We start from the raw sequence: 20,463 nt of genomic DNA, 5'->3' as shown, positions 1-20,463 counted from the left end.
ATCGGTCCAAATTTCCCCGGTTTTTCGTCACATAGACACCACTATGATCCTCAAAACCGTGAAAATTTGGCCTCGATTCCCCACTCGGCTCGCTACGGACGCTCAAGCCCGACAGACTCCTAGGGAAGCGCTGATTCAAGGCCTCCTGCCTTTTTCGGCGACGCTGCGCAAAGACCAAAAACAGAGCTTCGGCGACGGGGTCGCCTCCTACGACAGGCCGCATCAATCGGCGCTGAGGGTTGGGGCATCAAAAAAAGGGGGCCGTTTGGCCCCCTTTTTGTGGGATGGATCAGGCTTTTAGCGTGCGGGATGGGCCTGGCGCCAAGCCTCCAGCCCCAAGGTGTACTTCTCTTCGTTGAACCCGACGATGGGGACCTGTCCGTCGATGACCACGACCGGGATTTCCCGCTTGCCGATCAAGGCCATGCGGCGGCGGTCGGCGGCGGGGTCTTTTTCGACGTCGTACTCGTGCACGATCACATGCTGCGCCGCAAAAAAGGCCTTGGCCTTTTTGCACCAATGGCACCAATCGGTGGTGTAGATCTCGACCACCAACCCTTGGGATATGGCGCGGGACTCGAACGAGGTTCCCGCTGGAGGAGGGGTATCGCCGAAACGGGTAACGCCGCCCGCATCGACCCACTTGTAAAGTTGGGCGTAGGCGGGGGGCGCTCCCAGCCAACACAGCAACAAAGCCAACGTAACGAGGTGTTGCCGACGTGCGACGTTCATGGCCACCCCCTGTTTCGTTTTGAGATGCTTGAATTTTTACAAGAAAAACTGCTCAAGCGTCATCCAAATGAAGAAGAGGAAGATCAGCAGTCCAACCACCAAGATGCCCTGGGTTTGTTGGCTGAACGTGAGCTTTTGCAGCTCACCCGCATCCATGGGTTTGGCTCGAATCAACAACGGGTAAACCTGGGTCATCAACTGCTGCGTCGACAAGGGGGGCATCGTCGTCTGGATCACCTCGTCCCCGATGACTAAAACGTTGGCGGCATAGCGCACCTGATCGGCCTGAGAAGCCACCACCGCGCCATCGCTTTTGTGCACCAGAATGACGTCACCCAGCACACCAAGCCGCCGTTTGGCAACCTGACTTGACCAAGTGCGGCCAATCAACACCACCATCCCCAGGATCACAAGCAAGAGGGGACCTTGGGTCAGGACCTCCCACAGATCGACATCCTCCCCGAAAAACCTCACTCCGATGATGACGACACCCAGTAAGGGGAGCAGCGCTAGGAGCAACAAGGCTCGATCCATTTGGTTCCTGCTCTCCCCCTCGGGGTCGATCCAACGAATCTCGGGATTGTGGGGATCGATCCCCTCCACCATGGTAGGGGATGCAGATTGCGGCCGTTCCCCCCCCTGTTGACGCGACTCTTGCCAGCTCCGCAACAACAAATAGCCAATCAGAATGGCACAGGCCCCGAAGAGCCCCCACTTGAACTGGCCCCGAACCTGCTGCCCCTCCTCATAGACCTCATGGAGTGACGCTTGTAGAGGACTGCCCTGGGCCAAAGTCTGCATTCCCCCGTTTGGGCCGACCTCGTACAAGGTGTGCAAAGCCGAATCGCTGACAATCAACCGATCCGGTAGGGCAAGGATATCGAAGAGCTCGGCATCCTCGGGGGGAAGGTAGGTGTTCAACACCTGCCCCTGAGCGTCGATTCTGACAACGGCCCGCCCCACATCGAGCGAATCGGCCAACAACACCCAGGTCTCACCCTCGTGGCCGAACGCCACCTTGAGGGGACGACTGAAGTCCACCCCCTCCCCCATCGCAGCGAAATCAACGATTCGATCTTGGATCCACCCCCCCTGCCCTTGTTTCTGGGCGTACACCAACCGTTGGTTGCCCGTATCGGCCACCACCAGCCATCCCTGCCGAACATCAAGCCCATACGGTTCATGCAGGGAGAGGGGCAAGCTGGAAACCAGTTGCCAGTGCTCGTCGAACTGTCGCACCCGGTCACGATTGGGTTCGTTGACCAACACCTGACCATCGATCTCATGGATCCCGTAAGGGCGGGAGAGCTCGGCCTGCTCTTGCGGCAACACCACCGTGCACTGACTCAACGCATGATCGCAGCGGTTGATGCCACGTGCGCCATCGATTCCGTTCATATCGACCACAAGCAGGTCATCGGAGCCCGATGTAGCCAGAGCGTAGATTTGGGGGCTGAGATGCAAAGGGGGGAATTCGGACGAGCGCAGAATCTCGCCTGCGGGAGTCGCCTCAATCAAGCCGTTACAGGTGGCCACCATGAACCCCTGCTGGGTTGCCAACAACGGCATGTGACAGTCGTAGTTTTGCAGCTTCTGCTGGGCATCGAACAGCAGATACAGACAGCCGATGAAGGGTAACAACAGGGGGAGGGCAATCCTCAGGATCTTTTGAGTTTCTCGTGTCATGAAATGGTCCTTGTTCCTTGAAATACCAATGAATCAAGCGATGACAGCGTTGGTTCGGATGGGCACAAGCAAACCTCTTCCAGGGCCACCTTGCACCTTGCTTTGTGCCGGAACCTCCCCACCAACGACCCAAGCGCACCCAACGTCACGAGGGACAGAACTATATTTCTGCTGAACTGAGCGATATCGACGCCATAGATTCTCTTCAGGTATTCCATCCCCCAAATTCCAGCCGCAATGACTGCGAAGAGCGACAACGTCATGAGCCGATCTCGGCCGCTCCACTGAATGGTCTTTTGACCCAATACGTCATCGCACCTGGGATCACGCCACAACGTGACGAAAACAACCGTCAAAACCAGCGCCACCCAAAACAACGATTCGATGAGGCCCTGCCACAGGGAGCCCCCCCAAAACAACACCAGCCAAAACATCATCACCAATGCATATGCAGCGTAATCGCCCCAAAACCGACGTTGGACGCGCCCTTCATGAAGCCCCTTGAGTTCCGGCGTGATCGAGGTGTTGGCAACTCGGTAGACGACCAATGGACCTACCGCTTGCGAAACCGTCTCGGCCCGTAGCTCGCTGCGTTCCACCCCGGTCGTCACCTCCACCGGAGGCAGAACGTCGGACGGATTCGGTCCCGAGATTGGGTTCTCAGTTGCCGCATGGACCGCATAGGTCTGGGGATCGAGCAAAACGAGCGCATGCCGAAACATCGAGGCGGCCTGTAAACGCCACATACTCTCGTCGAGGATGTCGCAGGCGAACACCCAGCTTTCGTCCGAGCCCCCCAACACCAGGCAGGTATGGGTGGTCGTGGCTCGGGAGGGATCGAAGAGGAAGGCGGTAACGCTGCCCGAATCGAAGGGGGGGTCGGTATTCCACCACGTATGGGTGAACACGTTGCCCTCCCAGTGGGGTGGGTCGGCAGCCAAAGGGTCGTCCAACGCCTCCGGGGCCAACCCCAAATCCAGGAGCAGATCGCGATGATCCTTGGCGATGGCGTCAAGCGGCGACCCTCTCTGAACCGCTTCGAGCGTCAGTGGCACCACTGCGTTGTCCTTGCCTGCAAGCAAAACCAGCATCGTCCCTCCTTTGTTTCCGTCGGCATCCTCGAAACAAGGAAACCTCTAAGAAAGCGCCGATTCAAGGCAGGAGGCTTTGAATCGGCGTCTCCTTAGAGATCTCCACAAGGGGGCTGAATCCCCTTTCAAACGACAACCTCTGCCACCGGCTCGATGTGTTTGCACGTGGGGTAACCGCTGCAAGCCCAGAACCGTTTGCCCGCGTGAGCCCCTTGGCGGGCCACCCGCTGAACCAGGGTGGAGGAGCATTTGGGGCAGATTTTTTCTGCGACTGTTTCAGCGGGGGGTGTCGTGCGCAAAGGTGCCTGTTTTGACAACGCCACAGCGGGCGCTGGAGCTTCGTTTTTCGGGGCGGGGGAAGATGCCGCCGTTGCAACAACCGCGGGGTGGGAGGATGGAGCCGGGAAAAGCGCCAGGGGCAATACCGGCGCCAGCCACTCGGCCACCTCGGCCAGCACATACCCCTTCTTGGCTGGCATCCGCAGCAGGGGCAACCCGGCGGCGGCACAGGCCTGTTCCAAGAAGGCATCGCGCTCCTGACGTTTGCCCTTTTTGTGACTGCTGTCGTCCAGTTCAAGCACCGCCAAAATCGATAGATCGGCGGGATTGCACAGGACGAAGTCAAAATGTTTGGCCGAAATTTTATTAAAGGCGACGGTTCGGGCTTTGGGTTCGAGCCCTTTGCGGGTGGTCAATACGTCGGCCACACGGATCTTGCCGAACACCCTGGCCCGCCCTGCCACCACTTCGTCCAAGACCCCCAAAAAGGAGCGTTCGGCGGTGGTGAACAGGGGTTCATCTTTACGTTCGTAGGGAGGGGGCGCACCCTGACCCCCGATGGCTTTGGTTTTGGACGATACCAACACCGCTACGACGATCAGCACCACGACCACGACCACGACCACGACCACGACCACGACCACGACCAGAACGATCCACATCATTGAGCTCCTTGTTCCTTCGCCATGAGGTTGTCGACATCGACTCCGCCATTACCCCATTCAATGGCAAGAGAAACAAGCATCCCTTGACCCTGCCCCCCACTTTGCCCACCATCCGCGCCCTATGAACACCCAGCCCACCCAACGACTGTTAGGCCTACTGCCGCGCTGAAGTTTCCCCTTCCGCGAAGAGGGGGCCGGTTTGTCCTTGAGTCGTTGTACCCCTGAACAAGGGGATCCCCACCGGGGCTGGTCATGCAAGACACCTCCTTCCACATCTTGAGCTTCACCCCTGCAATGCCGATCTACGGCAGCGCCCAGGATTCGTCCGCTCTACCCCCCCTACTGCTGTCCCTACGACTGCCCAGCGGTCGCCGTCCGTAAGGGGTTTCCCCCTGCGTGGCCGGGCGGAGGCCGTAGCGGTACGCCACGCTTGATCCCCTTTTCCAACGATTCGTCGGCCCGTTTTCGTCCGCTGCGTTTGGCCCCTCTTAAGGCCGATCATCACGGTGGACCTTGCCTTCGAATCGCCCGGAGACCGAGCTCCTACACCTGCTGCGACCGTTCGTCTCAGCGGTAGGAGCCCGGTCCCCTGGCGATGCCTTTCCTCCCCTTAAGGAGGGGGCTTCCACCTTTTTCAAATTCGAGGCATCCCATGTCTTCATTTTTTATCCCCGGCAAATACCGTCCCTCCCCCGGCGTGATCCTCACCGACCGCACCTGGCCCGAGGCGACCCTCACCCAACCCCCGGTCTGGTGCGCCGTCGATTTGCGCGACGGCAACCAAGCGCTCATCGACCCGATGGATGCTCCGCGCAAAAAACGGCTTTTCGAGCAGCTCGTCGCCATCGGTTTTAAGCAAATCGAGGTCGGATTCCCCTCGGCCAGCCAGGTCGAATTCGACTTCGTCCGCGCCCTGATTGAGCTGGGTGCGATCCCTGATGACGTCGCCATTCAGGTACTCACCCCGGCCCGGGAACCCCACATCCGCTGCACCTTTGCCGCCCTCAAGGGGGCGCCTCGGGCGATTGTGCACCTCTACAACTCGACCTCGCCGGTGCAGCGGCGGGTGGTCTTTGGTAAATCCCAGGGTCAGGTGATCGACTTGGCGGTGGAGGCGGCGCAGGTGGTGGCCGAATGTGCTGCCGCTCAGCCCGAAACCCGGTGGGTTTTCGAGTATTCACCCGAGAGCTTCACCGCCACCGAGCCTGAATTCGCCTTGGCGATCAGCCAGGCGGTGATGGCGGCGTGGCAGCCGAGCCGAGAGCGCCCCTGCATCCTCAATCTGCCCGCCACCGTCGAGGTCGAGCCCCCCCACCGCTTCGCCGACCGCATCGAGTGGATGGTGCGCCGTCTTTCCGACCACGGACTGACCCCTGAGCGGGGAGTTAGCGTCAGCCTGCACCCCCACAACGATCGCGGGGGGGCAGCGGCGGCGGCGGAGTTGGGACTCTTGGCGGGGGCCCATCGGGTCGAGGGGACCCTCTTCGGCAACGGGGAGCGGACCGGCAACCTCGACTTGGTCACGCTGGCCATGAACCTGCACACCCAGGGGATCGACACCGGGCTCGATTTCTCGGCCATCGACGCGGTCGCCCGCACCTACGAGGGGTGCACCGGGATGCAGGTCCACCCCCGCCACCCCTATGCGGGAGGCTTGGTCTTCACCGCCTTTTCGGGCTCGCATCAGGATGCCATTCGCAAAGGGCTGGCGGCGCGGCGGGATGGTGAAGCCTGGGAGGTTCCCTACTTGCCCCTTGATCCCCGCGATGTCGGAAGGGGGTTCGAGGATCTGGTCCGGATCAACGGCCAGTCGGGCAAGGGGGGGATCGCCCATGTCATGGAGACGGTGCATGGCTTTCAACTGCCCAGGGGGTTGCAGGTCGATTTTTCGGCCATCGTGCAGGGGCAGGCCGACCGGCACGGAGGAGAGATCGACCCTCAGCGGTTGGGGGATCTGTTTCGGGATCACTACTTGAGCGTGATGGGCTGGCAGCTGCTCGACCACCACTTCGACCACGGCCGCATCAGCGCCACCATCGAGCGGGACGGACTCACCCTCACCTGCACCGGCGAAGGGGCGGGGCCGCTGGAGGCCTTTACGGCGGCGCTGCACGGGGGCTTGGGGATGGCGGTCGAAATCGCCGACTACGCCCAGCACGCCTTCGACCATCCAACCCGAACCGACGCCCAGGCGGCGGTTTATGTGGCGGTGCGGCTGGGCGAGCACACCCGCTATGGGGTGGCGCTGGGGCGCGATCCGGTGGCGGCGACCTTGCAGGCGACCTTGCGCGGCATCGGCGCTTGAAGCTTTAAAAAACTTAGGACCTACAAGACTTATAGAACCTATAAGACCTATAAACACCCAGAGAAAATCACCATGACGACCTTCAACTGGAACGCCCAAGACTACGCCGCCAACGCCACCGCCCAAGCCGGGTGGGCCGCCTCGGTGTTGCCACGCCTCGCCCTTCGGGGGGACGAGCGCATCCTCGACATCGGCTGCGGCAACGGCGCCATCACCGCCCAGCTCGCCGCCCAAGTCCCGCAAGGGGTGGTCGTGGGGATGGACGCCTCCCCCGCCATGGTGGCGCTCGCCCGCGCCAGCCACACCGCCCCCAATCTGAGCTTCATCCAGGGGGACGCCCAGATCTTGCCGACCCCCGGCCCCTTCGATTGGGCCTTTTCGAACGCAGCCTTGCACTGGGTCCCCGACCACCGGGCGATGCTCACCGCCTTGCATCCCCGCATGGCACCCGGGGGACGCCTGCTCTTTTCGTTCGGGGGGCACGGCAATGCGGCGGCGATGGTGCAGGCCATCGAGGCGAAGCGGCGTGCGCCGCGCTGGCGCGGCTATTTCGACGATTTCTCGTTCGCCTACACCTTTCCCGAGGCCGGGCCCTACCGCGCTTTGTTGGAACAGTGCGGCTGGATTCCTGAATCGGTTGCGCTTGTGCCCAAAGCGATGCGCCACGACCGCGCCGGACTTGCCGGGTGGATCCGCACCACCTGGCTCCCCTGGGTCTCGCGGATCCCCACCGGGCAGGTGGAGGATTTTGTGGGAGGGGTGATCGATCACTACTGCCGCGACTTTCCCGCCGACGAACAGGGGATCATCACGGTGGCGATGTGCCGCCTGGAGGCGCTGGCGCGGGTGGGGTGAGGAGGTTGCCGAAGGGGCGGGGAGGCCCCCCAGGTTTTTGTAGGGGCGTCGGTTTGCGGTGGAAAGGGGGCGTTCGAGATGGAGATGCTTGGATATGTCCCCTGTATGAGCCCTTCAAACCGGCCCCCTACATGTGGCCTGAACCTGCTTCCCCCCACCCCAATACCTCTGCCGCGACGTTCCAGCTGACGAACGTTGAGGCGCCCGCGACCCACTCAGATATTCAAGAGTTCTAATGCTGAAATTTAAGTTGCATCCTCAAACAAACTTCTTTTAGGCTCTCCCCACGTTGCACCTCAATCCTTTTTCCAACTGGAGGAAACCCCATGTCCACTTTGTACGAACGCCTTGGTGGTGAAGCGGCTGTGAATGCCGCAGTCGACATTTTCTACCGCAAGATGCTGGCCGACGACCGGGTCGCCCGCTTCTTCGATTCGGTCGACATGGATCGCCAAGCGGCTAAGCAGAAGGCGTTTTTGACCATGGTCTTCGGCGGCCCCAACAATTACACCGGCAAGGACATGCGTGAGGGTCACGCTCACCTGGTGGAGCAGGGCATGAACGACCTCCACGTCGATGTCGTGATCGAGCACCTGGGCGGCACCTTAAAAGAGCTGGGCGTGCCCGATGAGGACATCGCTCAGGTCGCCGCCATCGCCGAATCGGTCCGGGACGATGTCCTGAGCCGCTAAGGCTGGTTTGTGGCACCACGAAGCGGCGCGGAGGGGCAACTCCCGCGCCGTTTTTATTTCAACCCAAGATCGATCTTCCGGAGCCCCCATGCCCAAGATCCATTTTGATGGCGACAGCGTCGATCTTCCCGAAGGCATCTCCCTTCTCGACGGCCTGCTTGCCCAAGGGCACACCATTCCCCACGGCTGCCGTTCCGGCGTCTGCCAAACCTGCCTGATGAAGGGGGTCGAGGGCGCGATCCCCGAGGCGGCGCAGCGGACCCTTTCCCCCGCCAAGCGGGAACAGGGCTACCTGCTGGCCTGTAGTTGCTACCCCACCGGCGAACTGACGGTCGCGCTCCCCTCCACCACCCAGACCCGCATCCCCGCCGTGGTCACCGGCCAACGGGCGCTCACCGAGCGCATCGTCGAAATCCGGCTGCAACCCGAATCCCCCTTTGCCTACCAACCGGGACAGTTCGTCAACCTGTGGCGCGACGCCAACCTGGGACGCAGCTATTCGCTGGCCAGCGTGCCGGGGATCGAAGAGGCGTTGATCCTCCACGTCGGGCGGATCCCCGGCGGGGTGATGAGCAACTGGATTCACGACCAATTGCGGGAGGGGGACTACGTCGAGCTGCAAGGGCCGGAAGGGGAGTGCTACTACCTGCCGGGGGATCAGGATCAACCGCTGCTGCTGGCAGGCACCGGCACGGGGTTGGCGCCGCTTTACGGAATCGCCCGCGAGGCACTGCGCCAGGAACACCGTGGGATCATCCATCTCTTCCACGGGGGGCGGGATGCCCAGGGGCTCTACCTGATGGAAGAGCTCGAAGCCTTGGCGGCGCAGCACCCCAACTTCAACTACCACCCCTGCGCCCTCGATGTTGCGGGGCTTGAAGTGGGGCGGGCGGTCGAGGGGGCGCTGGACCTCTTGATCAAAGAGGCGTTTCCCAACCTCAAGGGGTGGCGGGCCTATTTGTGCGGCGCACCCGACATGGTGCAACTGCTGCGTAAACAGACGTTTTTGGCCGGCGCCTCCTCGAAGGACATTCTGGCCGACGCCTTTGGGCGCCTGTGAGAATCGATTGAACCGGAGGATCGAGATGAACAAGAGTTCATGACCCTTTATCGTTGCTAGGGCATATCATGCCGGTGAAATGCATCAATTCCCGCGAGGAGAACCCCATGCAATTGACCCGATACACCGACTACGCGCTGCGTGTGTTGATTTACATGGCGCTGCGTCCCACCGATGGCTCGACGACCACCATCAATGAGATCGCCGAACACTTCGACATCAGCCGCAACAACCTCATCAAGGTGGTCCAGCAGCTGGGCAAACTTGGCTACCTGAACACCTCACGGGGCAAAGGGGGGGGAATCGCGCTGGGGATGGCGCCGGAAGAGATCAACATCGGGCAGGTGGTGCGGCAGGTCGAGGTCACCTTGGACCCCATCGATTGTGCCAAACCCCACTGCCCCCTGCTGCACCATTGCACCCTCAAGGGGGTACTCCTGGACGCCCAAAATGCCTTCCTCGGGGTGCTCGAACGCCACACCCTGGCCGATGTGGTGACCGAACCGGCCTCGATCCAACACCTGCTCGGCCTACCCCCCTCGTTGGGGGCCTTTCCCCTAGGAGCCTGTCGGACTTGAGCGTCCGTAGCGAGCCGAGTGGGGAATCGAGGCCAAATTTTCACGGTTTTGAGGATCATAGTGGTGGCTATGTGACGAAAAACCGGGGAAATTTGGACCGATTACCCGCCGGCGCAGTAGGACAATCTCAAGTCCGACAGACTCCTAGAAGCCATCGGGAGATGAACCGGGAGGCGATCCGTTCGGCTTTGGCCGCGCTGGTCGCCATTGCGGTGGTGGCTGAGGCCTGCCTTTGGCTGCTCCCCCCCGAAGTCACCCCGATCATGACCGCCTCGATGGGGGCCTCGGCGCTATTGATCTTCGCTATCCCCTTCAGCCCCCTTTCCCAGCCCTGGCCTGTGGTCGGCGGCACCTTGATCTCCACCGCCGTCGGCATCGTTTGCGTCCAGTATGTCCCCCATCTTCCCCTTGCCCTGGCGCTCGCCACCGGCCTGGCGATGGTCGCCATGCAACTGACCGGCTCCCTGCATCCCCCCGGAGGGGCCGCCGCCCTGATCGCGGTACTGGCGGGACACGAACATGGGATCGGTTGGGATGTCTTGTTGCTGCCGGTGGGGATCAACGTCGCGTTACTCGCCCTGCTTGGGCTGGTGCTCAACCGTTGGGTGCTGCACCGCAGCCACCCCCATCTTGGCCCCACCCCCTCCCCCGCCCCGACCTGGTGCGCGATGAAGACCTCGACGTTGCGCTGCGTAAACTCGGCTCACCGGTCGATGTGTCGAAAGAGGATTTACATTTCATCGTACGGGAGGCGGTGGCACAGGCACGCAGCGGTGGGGGCGGTCGGTGAATCGGGTGGTGCGGGTGAGTGGGCCGCGTTTTTCCACCCGCCAAAACCACCGGTGATACAGTAAGGGGGCACAAAAAGACCCCATCCACCGTCCCCCTCAAGAGCAGACCATGCCCCCTATCGAACTGACCTCCCACGGCTTTACCGCCTGCATCGCCCCCTTCGGCGCCGAGCTCGCCTCGCTGCGCGACCCCCAGGGGCGGGAATACCTGTGGCAGGCCGACCCCGCCATCTGGCCCCGCCACGCCCCGAATCTCTTCCCCATGGTCGGTCGTCTGAACGGCGACCTGCTGCGCCACGGCGGGCAAACCTACCCCATGAAACAACACGGGTTTGCCCGCGACGGCACCTTCGAGGTGATGGAGACCGGGGACGATTTCGTCCGATTGCGGTTGTGCGATTCACAGGAAACCCGCGCCCGCTACCCCTTTGCCTTCGAGCTGGAGGTCGCCTACCGGCTTGAGGGGGGGCGGCTTCAGGTGGGCTATTCGGTATGCAATCCCGGCACTGAACCACTGCCGGTCTCGCTGGGGGGGCATCCCGCTTTTGCCTGGCCACTGCCCGACGGCGGAGCACGATCCGATCACGTTGTGGTTTTTGGGCAACACGAGCCGGGTCCGATCCACCGCCTGAGCGGCGGTCTGCTCAATCCCACCGCGCTGCCCACACCGGTGCAGGATGACCGCCTGCCTCTGAGCGACGACCTCTTCGCAGACGACGCCCTGATCTGGACACAGCTCGCCAGCCGCAAGGTCGCGCTGGTATCCCCGAACGGGGCGCAGGTTGCGGTCACCTTCGACGACTTCCCCATGCTGGGGATCTGGAGCAAACCGGGGGCGCACTTCGTCTGTTTGGAGCCGTGGCAGGGGCATGCCGATACGGTGGGGTTTGCAGGTGACTTTGCCGATAAACCGGGGGTGGCGCTCGTTGCTCCAGGCGAGGAGCGCCGCTGGATCATGCACATAGCGGTAACCCCTTAATGCTCGATCTCAAACGACCACGGGAGCCCTTTTGTTGGTGGGAGGGGGAAACCCTCGTCCTCAACATTCTGGGGCGGCCCAATGCCAAAGAGACTCGGATCGGCCAGGTAATTGGGGCACAGCTGGAGATCTTCGTGGCCGAACGTCCCATCCGCGGACGGGCAACCGCCCATCTGGTGCGGTTTCTTGCGGGGGAATTCGGGGTCGACACCCAGGCCATCGAGGTGGTTTTCGGGGTCTACAAGGTCGACAAACGGCTGCGGATTTCTAAGCCGGGGCGGCTACCCAGGCCGATTCCTCACCCTGGTTAACGCACCGCCTCGACGAAGGTCACCTCTTGGCTCACCCGGTTGATGACCACCACATGCGCAGGATCGGTGATGACCTGGGCATAGACCTGCCCCTGTTGCGGTTGGATGAGTCCAACCGTCACCTGGAGTTGGCTGCGACCGGTCGAGGTTGTCCCCAGATCGTCCACCGACTCGATAACGATGTTGTAACCGGGATTGGGGCTATCGCCGCGAAAGGCGGCAATCACCGTTTGTTGGGTGAAATCGACCGTGGGCGGGGTCAATCCCGGAGCGTAGGTCGTCCATAGTTGCTGCCACGTCGTGATGTCTCGGATGACCTCCAGGCGGTGGTTGGTTACGGTGGGAACCGTGGTAAGGGTGGTAAAAGGGATAGGACTACCGCCCCCCCCGCTATTGCCATTGGTCACCGCCACCTGGCATCCGGCCAATGCCCACACGCCCAAGAGGTTCGCCAACACGGCCCAAAAATATCGTTTCATAGCGTCCGCTGCTCCGCCTGTGCATGAATGGCCAGCCAAACCGTAACCTGCTTGGGTTCACTCCAGGCGACCCGATGTCTGACTCCCGCCGGGATCAGGTGATAGCCGCCCCGTTCAAGCTGCACTCGATCACCCCCCTCGAATTCCAGCTCCGCCGCCCCCTGCACCACCAAAACCCATTCCTCCCAATCCTGCTGGTACCAAAACCCCTCGGGGGAGCTCTGACCCTGGGTGACGATCCGTTCCACCTTCAGGCCTGGGCGTTGCCACAACGGCTCGAATATCTCCTCCTGTCGGGCATCGGGGAGATCGTGCAGCAGGTTGCTCATGGCGGGGTCAACCGTTCGATGAGGTCGCAATGTTGGGGAAAACAGGCCAGCAGATCGCTCCGCCTCCCCAATTCGAAATCGTCGAAGTGAAATCCCGGCGCCACGGTACATCCCACCAAGCTGAACCCCTCGGGATCGTCGCAGGTGGCACCGAACCAAGCCCCCGCCGAAACCACCCCGTGGAAGGGATCGGGATGACCCGCCCCCCCAAGTCGCATCGGTCGGTATTCCCCATTGCTGTCGATGATGTGCACGGTCAACGGGCTGCCCGCATAGAAATGCCACAACTCGTCGGAGTGGATGCGGTGCAGGCGAGAGACCCGATGCCCCTCCAACAAAAAGTAGATCAGGGTCGACCAGGGGCGGGGGCCTTGATATCGCTCGGGCAAGGCGGTGTGGGGTATCGAGCCGTCGCTGCGGTAGCTTTCCCGGTACCACCCCCCTTCGGGATGGGGCTCCAGGTGCAAGCGGGCGATGTAATCGAGGGCGGTGTGCATGGGATTCTCGGCGGTTTGAGGTCGGAAGCCCGGCTATACTGCCCCCCTCCCCCCTTGCAACCAAGAGGAAAACCATGGGATTGCTCCCCCTCGCCGCCCGGCATTTGGCCCTGCTCACCGGATTGGCCGCCCTGGCCGCCTTTCTTTATCCCCCCGCCTTTTTGATCTTCAAAGAGGCCTTTTTACCCCTGTTTGCCGCCACCATGTTCGCCCTGGGTTTGGTCCTCCACCCCGAGGAGGCCAAGGCGGCGGCCAAACGGCCTGGGTCGATTGCGCTGGGGGTGGCGACCCAATACGGGGTGATGCCGCTGCTGGGGTTGGGGGGGGCGAGCATTGCCCTGGCGGCGGGGCTTTCGCCCGCTCTGGCGCTGGGGTTCGTTATCGTCGGCTGCGCGCCGGGAGCGATGGCCAGCAACGTGTTGGTTTATCTGGCGGGGGGGGCGGTCGCCTACTCGATTGCCATGACCACGGTGGCGACCCTGCTCTCGCCGCTGCTCACCCCCTGGTTGGTCGAGGTGCTCGGGGGGGCGATTTTGCCCATCCCCTTCTGGCCGATGGTCGAAACGATTGTCTGGACGGTGCTCTTGCCGCTGCTGGTCGGAATGGGGTTGGGGCGCTGGCTGCCCAACCTGCGCCCCCACTTCGAACAGGGGGCGCCGGGTATTGCGGCCATCGCCATCGTCGTGATCTGCGGCTACGCGGTGGCGGCCAACGCCACGCGACTGGCCGATGTCGGGGGGCTGACCCTGGTCCTGGTGGTGGCGGTCAACGCCCTGGGCTACGGCTTGGGATGGCTGGCGGGGGGGATGGCCAAGTTCGATCGGGCCTACCGCATGACCCTGAGCATCGAGATCGGGATGCAAAACGCCGGGCTCGGGGTGGCGCTGGCCTTGAAACATTTCGAGCCCGAGACCGCCCTGCCCGGCGCCTTGTTCGCGGTGTGGTGCATCCTTACGGCGGCGGGGGCCTCGGCCTATCTGCGCAGTCACAGGCCCACGGAGGCATAAAAAAGGGCGGATCCGAAGATCCGCCCTTTTTAACTTGCTCAACCATCCCCTGTTACGGCGCCCGCACCGGCAGGAAGAGTTTGTTTTCACCCCGTGCCACCCGCAGTAGCAGCACCTTGCCGCTGGCCGCCCCAGCGAGCACCTTGACCAAATCCTTCACCGAGGCGATCGCGCTCGGGCCGACCTTGAGAATCCGGTCGCCCGGCTGAAGACCGGCATCGGCGGCGGGGCTGCCGTCGCTGACATCAACCACCAGTACCCCCTCCTTGGCATCGGCGGGCAGATGAAACTGGGTCATCAGATCGGTCGTGATGGGAGCGACCCGCAGACCAAAGCGATCCGAATCGCCGCTATGTCCCCCACCACCACCCGATTGGGCCATCTCCTCGGGTAGGGTGCCGATCTCAATCTTCAACTTCACCCGCTTGCCGTCGCGGATAACCTCAAGGGTCGACTTGCTGCCGGGACTGGCCGTCGCCACCAACCGGGGCAGATCGCGGCTTCTCTTAATGGGATGGCCCTCGAAGCTCACCACCACGTCGCCCGCCTTAATCCCAGCCTTGGCGGCGGGGGTCCCCTCCATCACCTGGGCGACCAGGGCCCCCTCGGCGCTGGGCAACTCCATCGCCTCGGCCATCTCTTTGGTCACCTCCTGGATGTTCACCCCCAGGTAACCGCGCACCACGCTGCCGTGATCGCGCAGTTGGTCGATCACCTCGGTGACCATGTTGACCGGGATGGCAAATCCAATCCCCTGATAGCCGCCGCTACGGGAATAGATGGCGGTGTTCATACCGATCACCCGGCCATCGGTATCGAACAGGGGGCCGCCCGAGTTGCCGGGATTGATGGCCGCGTCGGTCTGAATGAAGTTGTCGTAAGGCCCCTCACCGATGTCGCGCCCCACCGCCGAGACGATCCCGGCGGTCACGGTGAACGAAAAACCGAAGGGGTTGCCGATGGCCAGGCACCACTGCCCCACCTTGACCTTGTCGGAATCGCCCAATGTAGCCTGGGGCAATCCGCTCGCCTCGACCTTAATCAGCGCCACGTCGGTTTTCTCGTCGTGGCCGATCACCTTGGCGGGAAACTCCCGATCATCGGCCAAACGGACCACGATCTCGTCGGCATCATCGATCACATGGTTGTTGGTCACGATGTAACCATCGCTGGAGATGATGAAACCGGTCCCCAAACTTTGGCTTTTGTAGGTTTTCGGCGCCGGACGGGGGGTGCCGGGCCGCTGCTGCAAGAAGGGGGCGAAGAAATCGCCGAAGGGAAACTGTGGCATGTTGCGGGTGACGGTGCTGGTGGTGCGGATGTTGACCACCGCCGGACGAACCTCTTCAACAAAACCCGAGAAGTCGGGCAGGTTGAGACGACCGGGATCGGCCAAGGCGGGGGAGGAAATCAGCGGGGCGAGCCCCAGGATCAGGGCGGCGATCAGCCCCCGAAACGGGCGTGGGCAACCGGCCAAGCGATCATGCTCAGACACGTCATGCTCCTTGGAAAGGAAGAACGAATGGAAGGGAAGGTATCACGGGCTTGAACGAACAAACCGTTCATCGGTTTACGAGGATTTTGCCGAAACCGGAATGCCGCCGATGGCGGGCTCGCCCCCATTCAAAGGTTGGTAGGGAACCGTTTGCCGGATGACCGGGGTATAGCGCGGGTCGAGGGCGGCCTGACGATCCCAACGCCGCGCCATCAAAAAACCGCCGATCAGGGCGGTCAGCCCCCCCAGCAGCGCCACCAGATTGGCGGTTGAGGCGCCGTACAATCCACCCAGGGCATCCCCCGCAGCCGCCCCCAGAATCAGGGCCAACACCGGAAAGCCATACACCCGCAAGGCGGCTTGGAACACTACCCCCTCGGGCAACACCACCTGGACGTGCTCGCCGACCCTGGCCTTGGTGAGGTTAAGCGCCCGGATGGTGACCGCCCGTTGCCCCTTGGGGCCACTCAGGCTGCTGCAGGCCGAGGAACCGGCGCAGCCACCACAACTACTGGTGCGCCGGGTCTCCACCAGGGCATGGTCGCCGTCCAACGCAACAACCACCCCGACTTCGCTGGATCCTGCCCTGTGTTCAGCGACCGGCTGCATTGGGAATCGATTCGAAAACAACGGGGGCACGCTGGCTGGTGGTGGGGGTGATGCGATGGAGCGGATCGTTCTGAGAATCTTGTTCGTGCTGGGTGAAAGCGGCGGGGCGAACATCTTGCTGCAGGCTGGGGGCGGGCTGCTGGGCCATCTGGGTGGCAGAGGGTTGGTTGGTGATGCGTTTGGCGACTGTTTCTTCTTGAGGCCCCTGCCACATCCAAACCCCGGAGGCGACGACAACCAGGGAGGCGGCGACTGTCCACATGCGACGCATCGCCTGGCGGGTGGAGGGCTCTCCCACAACATTCAGTTCGAGTTCCTCTTCGGCTTGATGCAGCTCCCCCATGACGCTCGCCACAAATTGGCGGGAAGACAGCATACCGCCCGGCAGATCCTGCTCGGCGCGATGGTGGAAGAGATCGCGAACCTGCTGCTGTTCGACCATCGCCTCACAGCAATGGGCACAATCCTCGATGTGTTCCAGAAAGCCCCGTAGCTCAAAGGGATCAAGCTCGCCATCGACCCAGGCGGCAACGAGATCCTCGCGGCACATCAAACGTGATTCAGACATTCTTCCCTCCCACCTCGATCAGTGGATTGAGGCGCATACACGCCCTTGCGTTGAAGACCTCGGGTGTTCAAACACCCTTTATTTACTGACTTTTTTGCCCCTCTGGGGCTTGCTTGGGAGCGATAGAGAGGCACCCCGCGAAAAGGTTGCATCAAATTCCGTATTTTTTTTCAGGAATGGTCGAGCACCTCTTCGACGGCCCGTTCTCGATGCTCTTGATCCTCATGGTGACCATGTTGCTGCCGGTACTGCCCCCGTTTGAGATCGGCATCGCGCTCCCCCGCCTGCCCTTTTTGCAGATAGGGGCGCATGCGCCGCTCGATCTCTTGCCGTCCCCGGAACAGTCGGGAACGCACCGTCCCGATGGGGCAATCGAGGATCTCGGCGATCTCCTCGTAACTCTTGCCGTCGAGCTCGCGCAGCTCCACCGCCCGACGCAGCACCTCGGGCAGCGCCTCGACCGCCTCTTCGAGCTGATCCAAAAGCTCCCGACGCAGATGGGTCCGCTCCGGGGTTTCGTTGGTGCGCAGGTCGGGGGCAAAATCGAATTGCTCGGCGTCGGCGATTTCGACATCGGCAATCTGCGGACGCCGCTTCTGGGTTTGCAGGTGGTTCTTGGCCAGATTGATGGCGATGCGGTAGATCCAGGTAAAAAAGCTCGAATCGCCCCGGAAGTTGGGTAGCCCCCGATAGGCGCGCAAGAAGACCTCTTGCGACAGCTCGTCGACCTCGGCGGCGTTGCGCACCCAGCGCGACAGCAGGGCGCGAATCCGCCCCTGATAGGTTATCACCAGCAACTCGAAGGCTTTGGCATTACCCTGACGGGCTGCGTCGACCACACGATCTTCGTTCTCGATCAAAGCCCCCCCTCTCGCGCCAACAATTGGCGCACACGTTCCAGGTCGTCCCAGGTGTCGACCCCGACGGGGCCATGGTCGACCACGGCTACCCCGATGGGGTGCCCCGCTTCCAATACCCGCAGCTGCTCCAGCCGCTCCAGCCGTTCCAACCGCCCCTCGGGCCAGGTGGTCCATTCGAGCAGGAAATCCCGACGATACGCGTAAACGCCAATATGGCGAAGCATCGGGGGAAAATCCGAAACCGGTTCGTCGCGTCGAGGCAGGTGGTGACCCCAGCTGTCTCGGTCGAAGGGGATCGGCGCCCGGCTGAAATACAGAGCGCGTCCCAGCGCCGAACAGACCACCTTCACCACATTGGGATTAACGATGTCGGACCACTCGTGCAGAGGGTGGGCCAGGGTCGCCATGCCCAACGCGGCGTCGGCCCGCAACGGTTCGAGGACCCGCCCCAAGATTGCCGGATCGAACAAAGGTTCATCACCCTGCAAATTCACAATCCAGCTTTCGGATCGCCCCCGCGCCACCTCGGCGACCCGGTCGGAGCCACTGACGTGATCGGCCCGGGTCATCACCGCCTCCCCCCCCACCGCCCGAACCGCTGCGGCAATGTCGGGATCGTCGGTCGCCACCACCACCGCCCCCACCTGGGCTGCCATGGCGCGCCGCCAAGTATGGACAATCATCGGTTGACCGTGGATGTCGAGCAGCGGTTTGTCGGGCAGGCGGGTGGAGCGGCGCCGCGCCGGAAGAACCACCAAAACATCGGCGTTGCAGTTGTTGTCTTTCATGCCCCCCCCACCGGGTAAGCCAGGGTGCGGGGCGGACCATCCACCACCGTCAAAGGCAGGGGCGGGGCAGGATCGCCGTCGATCTGCACGGCCACCGCTCCGGCAACCGCTTCAAGCCGTACCGGCCCGTCGGTGTCGATCCGCTCCACCCAATGGCGCCAAAAGGGCAGGCGCAAAAACAGGGCGATGAATCCCAGCAACACCGACCACGCCCCCCTGCCCCGCCATACCAACACCGCAAATCCAATCCCCGCCGAGCTGCGACCCGGCGCCACCGGAAAGGGGCCGCCGTAATGGGCGATTTTCTGAACGATCACTTGGGGGGTCATCCGCTCCTCCCCATCGGGAAGGATCACCCGGATCGCCCCCATGGGGGCCAGCAGCGCCCGAATCATCGCCGTCAAATAGGCCAACGGTCCCGACCAGCGCTTGAGGTTTTTAGAGACTCCCGCCACGGCGGCGGCGTCGGGACCAGCGGAGAGCATCATCACGAATCCGTCGCACACCTGCCCCCCCTGCTCGATCCAGCCCAGGTGCATCGGTCGGGTGCGCCAGTGGCGCCAGCCGCTCACGGTGCGGCCATAACCGAGATCCCAACGGGCGACCGAAGCGGTACCGGCGGGAAAAAACGCAACCGGTTGGTCGGGGCGGGCGGCGGTCAACGCCTCGCGTAGCGATCCATCCCCACCTGCCAGCAACACTGGCCCCGGACTCTGCTGCACGAAGCGGCTTACGTCGCCTGGCCCTTGGGTCGCCCGCACCCCCGTAAAGGCGCGGCGAAAGCGCAAACGGTGGATCCAGGTCAACAGATTGCCGCTGCCGGTGCTCAGAATCGGTTGTAACTCGGGGGATGGCACGTTTAAGAGGCGCTTTCGTGGGCCATGATTTCGTCGACCGTCACGGTAGCGGTGCCGAGTTTGCCGACCACGATGCCGCCCGCAATGTTGGCCAGCCGCGCCGCCTCAAGGGGGGATTTTCCTTGGGCCAAGAAGTAGGTCATCACCGAGATCACCGTATCGCCGGCGCCGGTGACATCGAAGACCTCTTGCGCCACGGTGGGCAGGTGGTGGATGCCGTCGTCCAGCAGCAGGCTCATACCCCGTTCGCCACGGGTGATGAGCAGATCGTCGCATTGAAGGGTCTTCCGCAGCGCCATCCCCTGTTGCTCGACCTCGGCGTCGTTTTCCATCTCGACCCCCGCCATCTGCCCCGCCTCAAAATGGTTGGGGGTCAGGAAGGTCGCCCCGAGGTAGGCAGCCATGTTTTGCGGCTTGGGATCGATGGCGACGATGGCCCCCTGAGCGCGGAAGGCAGCGATGATGGCGGGCAGACTCTGTTTTTCGATCACCCCTTTGCCGTAATCGGAAACGATCACCGCATCCCAGCCGTCGGCCATGGCGGTGAGCTGCTCGACCAAATCGCCCCGTACCCGATCGCTGAGCGGCGCTTTGGATTCGCGGTCGACCCGCACCACCTGCTGGTGATGGGCGATCACCCGGGTTTTGCGGATGGTGGGGCGGGTGAGATCGACCACCAGTCCACGGGTGTCGACCCCTTTTTCTTCAAGGGTTTCGTTGAGCAGACGACCGAAGGTGTCGTCGCCGACCACCCCAACCACCCCCACCTTGGCCCCCAGGGCAACCAAATTGTTGACCACGTTGCCCGCACCGCCCAGAACCCAATGTTCCTCCTCGACCTCAAGCACGGGGACCGGCGCCTCGGGGGAGATCCGGCGCACCCGGCCCCGGATAAATTCGTCCAACATCAGATCGCCGAAGACCAAAATGGCGGGTTGTCGACTCATGAG

Annotated in this window: 23 protein-coding genes; 9 read left to right on the top strand and 14 right to left on the bottom strand. The window is 62.6% G+C overall.

All coding sequences use genetic code 11. The features are described from left to right. Window positions 1-297 precede the first annotated feature (297 nt). The 4 genes from AUJ55_09890 to AUJ55_09875 all read right to left on the bottom strand — a co-directional run bounded on the left by AUJ55_09890 (window position 298) and on the right by AUJ55_09875 (window position 4,450). A complete protein-coding gene (locus tag AUJ55_09890) occupies window positions 298-732 on the bottom strand; it encodes a hypothetical protein (protein ID OIO55956.1) in 435 nt (144 codons plus the stop codon). A gap of 36 nt (window positions 733-768) precedes the next feature. Further along, window positions 769-2,418 carry a hypothetical protein gene (locus AUJ55_09885; protein OIO55955.1) on the bottom strand — a complete coding sequence of 550 codons (1,650 nt, stop codon included), beginning with the start codon at window positions 2,416-2,418 and terminating at the stop codon, window positions 769-771. After that, complete coding sequence (locus tag AUJ55_09880; protein OIO55954.1) at window positions 2,415-3,509, bottom strand: hypothetical protein; 1,095 nt, start codon at window positions 3,507-3,509, stop codon at window positions 2,415-2,417. The genes AUJ55_09885 and AUJ55_09880 overlap by 4 nt, the downstream gene beginning before the upstream one ends. Before the next feature lie 125 nt (window positions 3,510-3,634). Continuing rightward, window positions 3,635-4,450, bottom strand: coding sequence for a hypothetical protein (locus AUJ55_09875; GenBank protein ID OIO55953.1), 816 nt, complete (start codon window positions 4,448-4,450; stop codon window positions 3,635-3,637). 655 nt (window positions 4,451-5,105) lie between these two features. Between AUJ55_09875 and AUJ55_09870 the strand changes: the two genes are divergently transcribed. From AUJ55_09870 to AUJ55_09835, 8 genes are all read left to right on the top strand, one after another. Next, window positions 5,106-6,758: a 2-isopropylmalate synthase gene (locus AUJ55_09870; GenBank protein OIO55952.1), complete on the top strand. Its 1,653-nt coding sequence runs from the start codon at window positions 5,106-5,108 to the stop codon at window positions 6,756-6,758. Window positions 6,759-6,830: 72 nt separating this feature from the next. Next, complete coding sequence (locus tag AUJ55_09865; GenBank protein ID OIO55951.1) at window positions 6,831-7,613, top strand: hypothetical protein; 783 nt, start codon at window positions 6,831-6,833, stop codon at window positions 7,611-7,613. Between the two features lie 326 nt (window positions 7,614-7,939). Beyond that, window positions 7,940-8,305: a group 1 truncated hemoglobin gene (locus tag AUJ55_09860; protein OIO55950.1), complete on the top strand. Its 366-nt coding sequence runs from the start codon at window positions 7,940-7,942 to the stop codon at window positions 8,303-8,305. Between the two features lie 88 nt (window positions 8,306-8,393). Beyond that, window positions 8,394-9,365 (top strand): hypothetical protein, encoded by a 972-nt coding sequence (locus AUJ55_09855; GenBank protein OIO55949.1) that lies wholly within the window; start codon window positions 8,394-8,396, stop codon window positions 9,363-9,365. A gap of 107 nt (window positions 9,366-9,472) precedes the next feature. Next, window positions 9,473-9,943: a BadM/Rrf2 family transcriptional regulator gene (locus AUJ55_09850; GenBank protein OIO55966.1), complete on the top strand. Its 471-nt coding sequence runs from the start codon at window positions 9,473-9,475 to the stop codon at window positions 9,941-9,943. A gap of 161 nt (window positions 9,944-10,104) precedes the next feature. Further along, window positions 10,105-10,797 (top strand): hypothetical protein, encoded by a 693-nt coding sequence (locus AUJ55_09845; protein ID OIO55948.1) that lies wholly within the window; start codon window positions 10,105-10,107, stop codon window positions 10,795-10,797. Window positions 10,798-10,843: 46 nt separating this feature from the next. Further along, window positions 10,844-11,713 carry an aldose epimerase gene (locus AUJ55_09840; protein ID OIO55947.1) on the top strand — a complete coding sequence of 290 codons (870 nt, stop codon included), beginning with the start codon at window positions 10,844-10,846 and terminating at the stop codon, window positions 11,711-11,713. Then, window positions 11,713-12,024: a hypothetical protein gene (locus tag AUJ55_09835; GenBank protein OIO55946.1), complete on the top strand. Its 312-nt coding sequence runs from the start codon at window positions 11,713-11,715 to the stop codon at window positions 12,022-12,024. Before AUJ55_09840 ends, AUJ55_09835 begins: the two co-directional genes overlap by 1 nt. On the opposite strand, the gene AUJ55_09830 is transcribed toward AUJ55_09835, so the two are convergent. From AUJ55_09830 to AUJ55_09820, 3 genes are read right to left on the bottom strand one after another with little or no spacing between them, the layout of a single operon-like run. Then, on the bottom strand, window positions 12,021-12,503 hold the full coding sequence (locus tag AUJ55_09830; protein OIO55945.1) for a hypothetical protein: 483 nt from the start codon (window positions 12,501-12,503) through the stop codon (window positions 12,021-12,023). The two genes, AUJ55_09835 and AUJ55_09830, sit on opposite strands and share 4 nt — an antisense overlap. Beyond that, on the bottom strand, window positions 12,500-12,832 hold the full coding sequence (locus AUJ55_09825; GenBank protein ID OIO55944.1) for a hypothetical protein: 333 nt from the start codon (window positions 12,830-12,832) through the stop codon (window positions 12,500-12,502). The genes AUJ55_09830 and AUJ55_09825 overlap by 4 nt, the downstream gene beginning before the upstream one ends. Then, complete coding sequence (locus tag AUJ55_09820; GenBank protein OIO55943.1) at window positions 12,829-13,329, bottom strand: hypothetical protein; 501 nt, start codon at window positions 13,327-13,329, stop codon at window positions 12,829-12,831. The genes AUJ55_09825 and AUJ55_09820 overlap by 4 nt, the downstream gene beginning before the upstream one ends. A gap of 74 nt (window positions 13,330-13,403) precedes the next feature. Here AUJ55_09820 and AUJ55_09815 point away from each other — a divergent pair, with 74 nt between their 5' ends. Next, a complete protein-coding gene (locus AUJ55_09815) occupies window positions 13,404-14,336 on the top strand; it encodes a bile acid:sodium symporter (protein ID OIO55942.1) in 933 nt (310 codons plus the stop codon). A gap of 52 nt (window positions 14,337-14,388) precedes the next feature. Here AUJ55_09815 and AUJ55_09810 read toward each other — a convergent pair whose 3' ends face one another. The 7 genes from AUJ55_09810 to AUJ55_09780 form a co-directional block, all read right to left on the bottom strand. After that, on the bottom strand, window positions 14,389-15,831 hold the full coding sequence (locus AUJ55_09810; GenBank protein OIO55941.1) for a hypothetical protein: 1,443 nt from the start codon (window positions 15,829-15,831) through the stop codon (window positions 14,389-14,391). Between the two features lie 75 nt (window positions 15,832-15,906). Then, the gene (locus AUJ55_09805) at window positions 15,907-16,440 is read right to left on the bottom strand and encodes a hypothetical protein (protein ID OIO55940.1); all 534 of its coding nucleotides are present in this window, start codon (window positions 16,438-16,440) and stop codon (window positions 15,907-15,909) included. Next, window positions 16,424-17,008, bottom strand: coding sequence for a hypothetical protein (locus AUJ55_09800; GenBank protein OIO55939.1), 585 nt, complete (start codon window positions 17,006-17,008; stop codon window positions 16,424-16,426). The genes AUJ55_09805 and AUJ55_09800 overlap by 17 nt, the downstream gene beginning before the upstream one ends. Before the next feature lie 170 nt (window positions 17,009-17,178). Further along, window positions 17,179-17,868 carry an RNA polymerase sigma factor RpoE gene (locus tag AUJ55_09795; protein OIO55938.1) on the bottom strand — a complete coding sequence of 230 codons (690 nt, stop codon included), beginning with the start codon at window positions 17,866-17,868 and terminating at the stop codon, window positions 17,179-17,181. Beyond that, entirely contained in the window at window positions 17,865-18,656 is a 792-nt protein-coding gene (locus AUJ55_09790) for a hypothetical protein (protein ID OIO55937.1), read from the bottom strand. Before AUJ55_09790 ends, AUJ55_09795 begins: the two co-directional genes overlap by 4 nt. After that, on the bottom strand, window positions 18,653-19,513 hold the full coding sequence (locus AUJ55_09785) for a hypothetical protein (protein OIO55936.1): 861 nt from the start codon (window positions 19,511-19,513) through the stop codon (window positions 18,653-18,655). The genes AUJ55_09790 and AUJ55_09785 overlap by 4 nt, the downstream gene beginning before the upstream one ends. A 2-nt stretch (window positions 19,514-19,515) precedes the next feature. Beyond that, window positions 19,516-20,460 carry a hypothetical protein gene (locus tag AUJ55_09780; protein ID OIO55935.1) on the bottom strand — a complete coding sequence of 315 codons (945 nt, stop codon included), beginning with the start codon at window positions 20,458-20,460 and terminating at the stop codon, window positions 19,516-19,518. Between the last annotated feature and the right edge of the window lie 3 nt (window positions 20,461-20,463).

This window comes from Proteobacteria bacterium CG1_02_64_396, from assembly GCA_001872725.1.
Lineage (GTDB): Bacteria > Pseudomonadota > MNWR01 > CG1-02-64-396 > CG1-02-64-396 > CG1-02-64-396.
The sequence above is the reverse complement of the archived record's forward strand: the minus strand, read 5'-3'. Positions and strand labels throughout refer to the sequence as shown.

Bases quoted from the DNA above. Each gene is read 5' to 3' on its own strand.
- AUJ55_09890 (OIO55956.1), bottom strand. From the start codon at position 732: ATGAACGTCGCACGTCGGCAACACCTCGTTACGTTGGCTTTGTTGCTG.
- AUJ55_09885 (OIO55955.1), bottom strand. From the start codon at position 2,418: ATGACACGAGAAACTCAAAAGATCCTGAGGATTGCCCTCCCCCTGTTG.
- AUJ55_09880 (OIO55954.1), bottom strand. From the start codon at position 3,509: ATGCTGGTTTTGCTTGCAGGCAAGGACAACGCAGTGGTGCCACTGACG.
- AUJ55_09875 (OIO55953.1), bottom strand. From the start codon at position 4,450: ATGTGGATCGTTCTGGTCGTGGTCGTGGTCGTGGTCGTGGTCGTGGTC.
- AUJ55_09870 (OIO55952.1), top strand. From the start codon at position 5,106: ATGTCTTCATTTTTTATCCCCGGCAAATACCGTCCCTCCCCCGGCGTG.
- AUJ55_09865 (OIO55951.1), top strand. From the start codon at position 6,831: ATGACGACCTTCAACTGGAACGCCCAAGACTACGCCGCCAACGCCACC.
- AUJ55_09860 (OIO55950.1), top strand. From the start codon at position 7,940: ATGTCCACTTTGTACGAACGCCTTGGTGGTGAAGCGGCTGTGAATGCC.
- AUJ55_09855 (OIO55949.1), top strand. From the start codon at position 8,394: ATGCCCAAGATCCATTTTGATGGCGACAGCGTCGATCTTCCCGAAGGC.
- AUJ55_09850 (OIO55966.1), top strand. From the start codon at position 9,473: ATGCAATTGACCCGATACACCGACTACGCGCTGCGTGTGTTGATTTAC.
- AUJ55_09845 (OIO55948.1), top strand. From the start codon at position 10,105: ATGAACCGGGAGGCGATCCGTTCGGCTTTGGCCGCGCTGGTCGCCATT.
- AUJ55_09840 (OIO55947.1), top strand. From the start codon at position 10,844: ATGCCCCCTATCGAACTGACCTCCCACGGCTTTACCGCCTGCATCGCC.
- AUJ55_09835 (OIO55946.1), top strand. From the start codon at position 11,713: ATGCTCGATCTCAAACGACCACGGGAGCCCTTTTGTTGGTGGGAGGGG.
- AUJ55_09830 (OIO55945.1), bottom strand. From the start codon at position 12,503: ATGAAACGATATTTTTGGGCCGTGTTGGCGAACCTCTTGGGCGTGTGG.
- AUJ55_09825 (OIO55944.1), bottom strand. From the start codon at position 12,832: ATGAGCAACCTGCTGCACGATCTCCCCGATGCCCGACAGGAGGAGATA.
- AUJ55_09820 (OIO55943.1), bottom strand. From the start codon at position 13,329: ATGCACACCGCCCTCGATTACATCGCCCGCTTGCACCTGGAGCCCCAT.
- AUJ55_09815 (OIO55942.1), top strand. From the start codon at position 13,404: ATGGGATTGCTCCCCCTCGCCGCCCGGCATTTGGCCCTGCTCACCGGA.
- AUJ55_09805 (OIO55940.1), bottom strand. From the start codon at position 16,440: ATGCAGCCGGTCGCTGAACACAGGGCAGGATCCAGCGAAGTCGGGGTG.
- AUJ55_09800 (OIO55939.1), bottom strand. From the start codon at position 17,008: ATGTCTGAATCACGTTTGATGTGCCGCGAGGATCTCGTTGCCGCCTGG.
- AUJ55_09790 (OIO55937.1), bottom strand. From the start codon at position 18,656: ATGAAAGACAACAACTGCAACGCCGATGTTTTGGTGGTTCTTCCGGCG.
- AUJ55_09780 (OIO55935.1), bottom strand. From the start codon at position 20,460: ATGAGTCGACAACCCGCCATTTTGGTCTTCGGCGATCTGATGTTGGAC.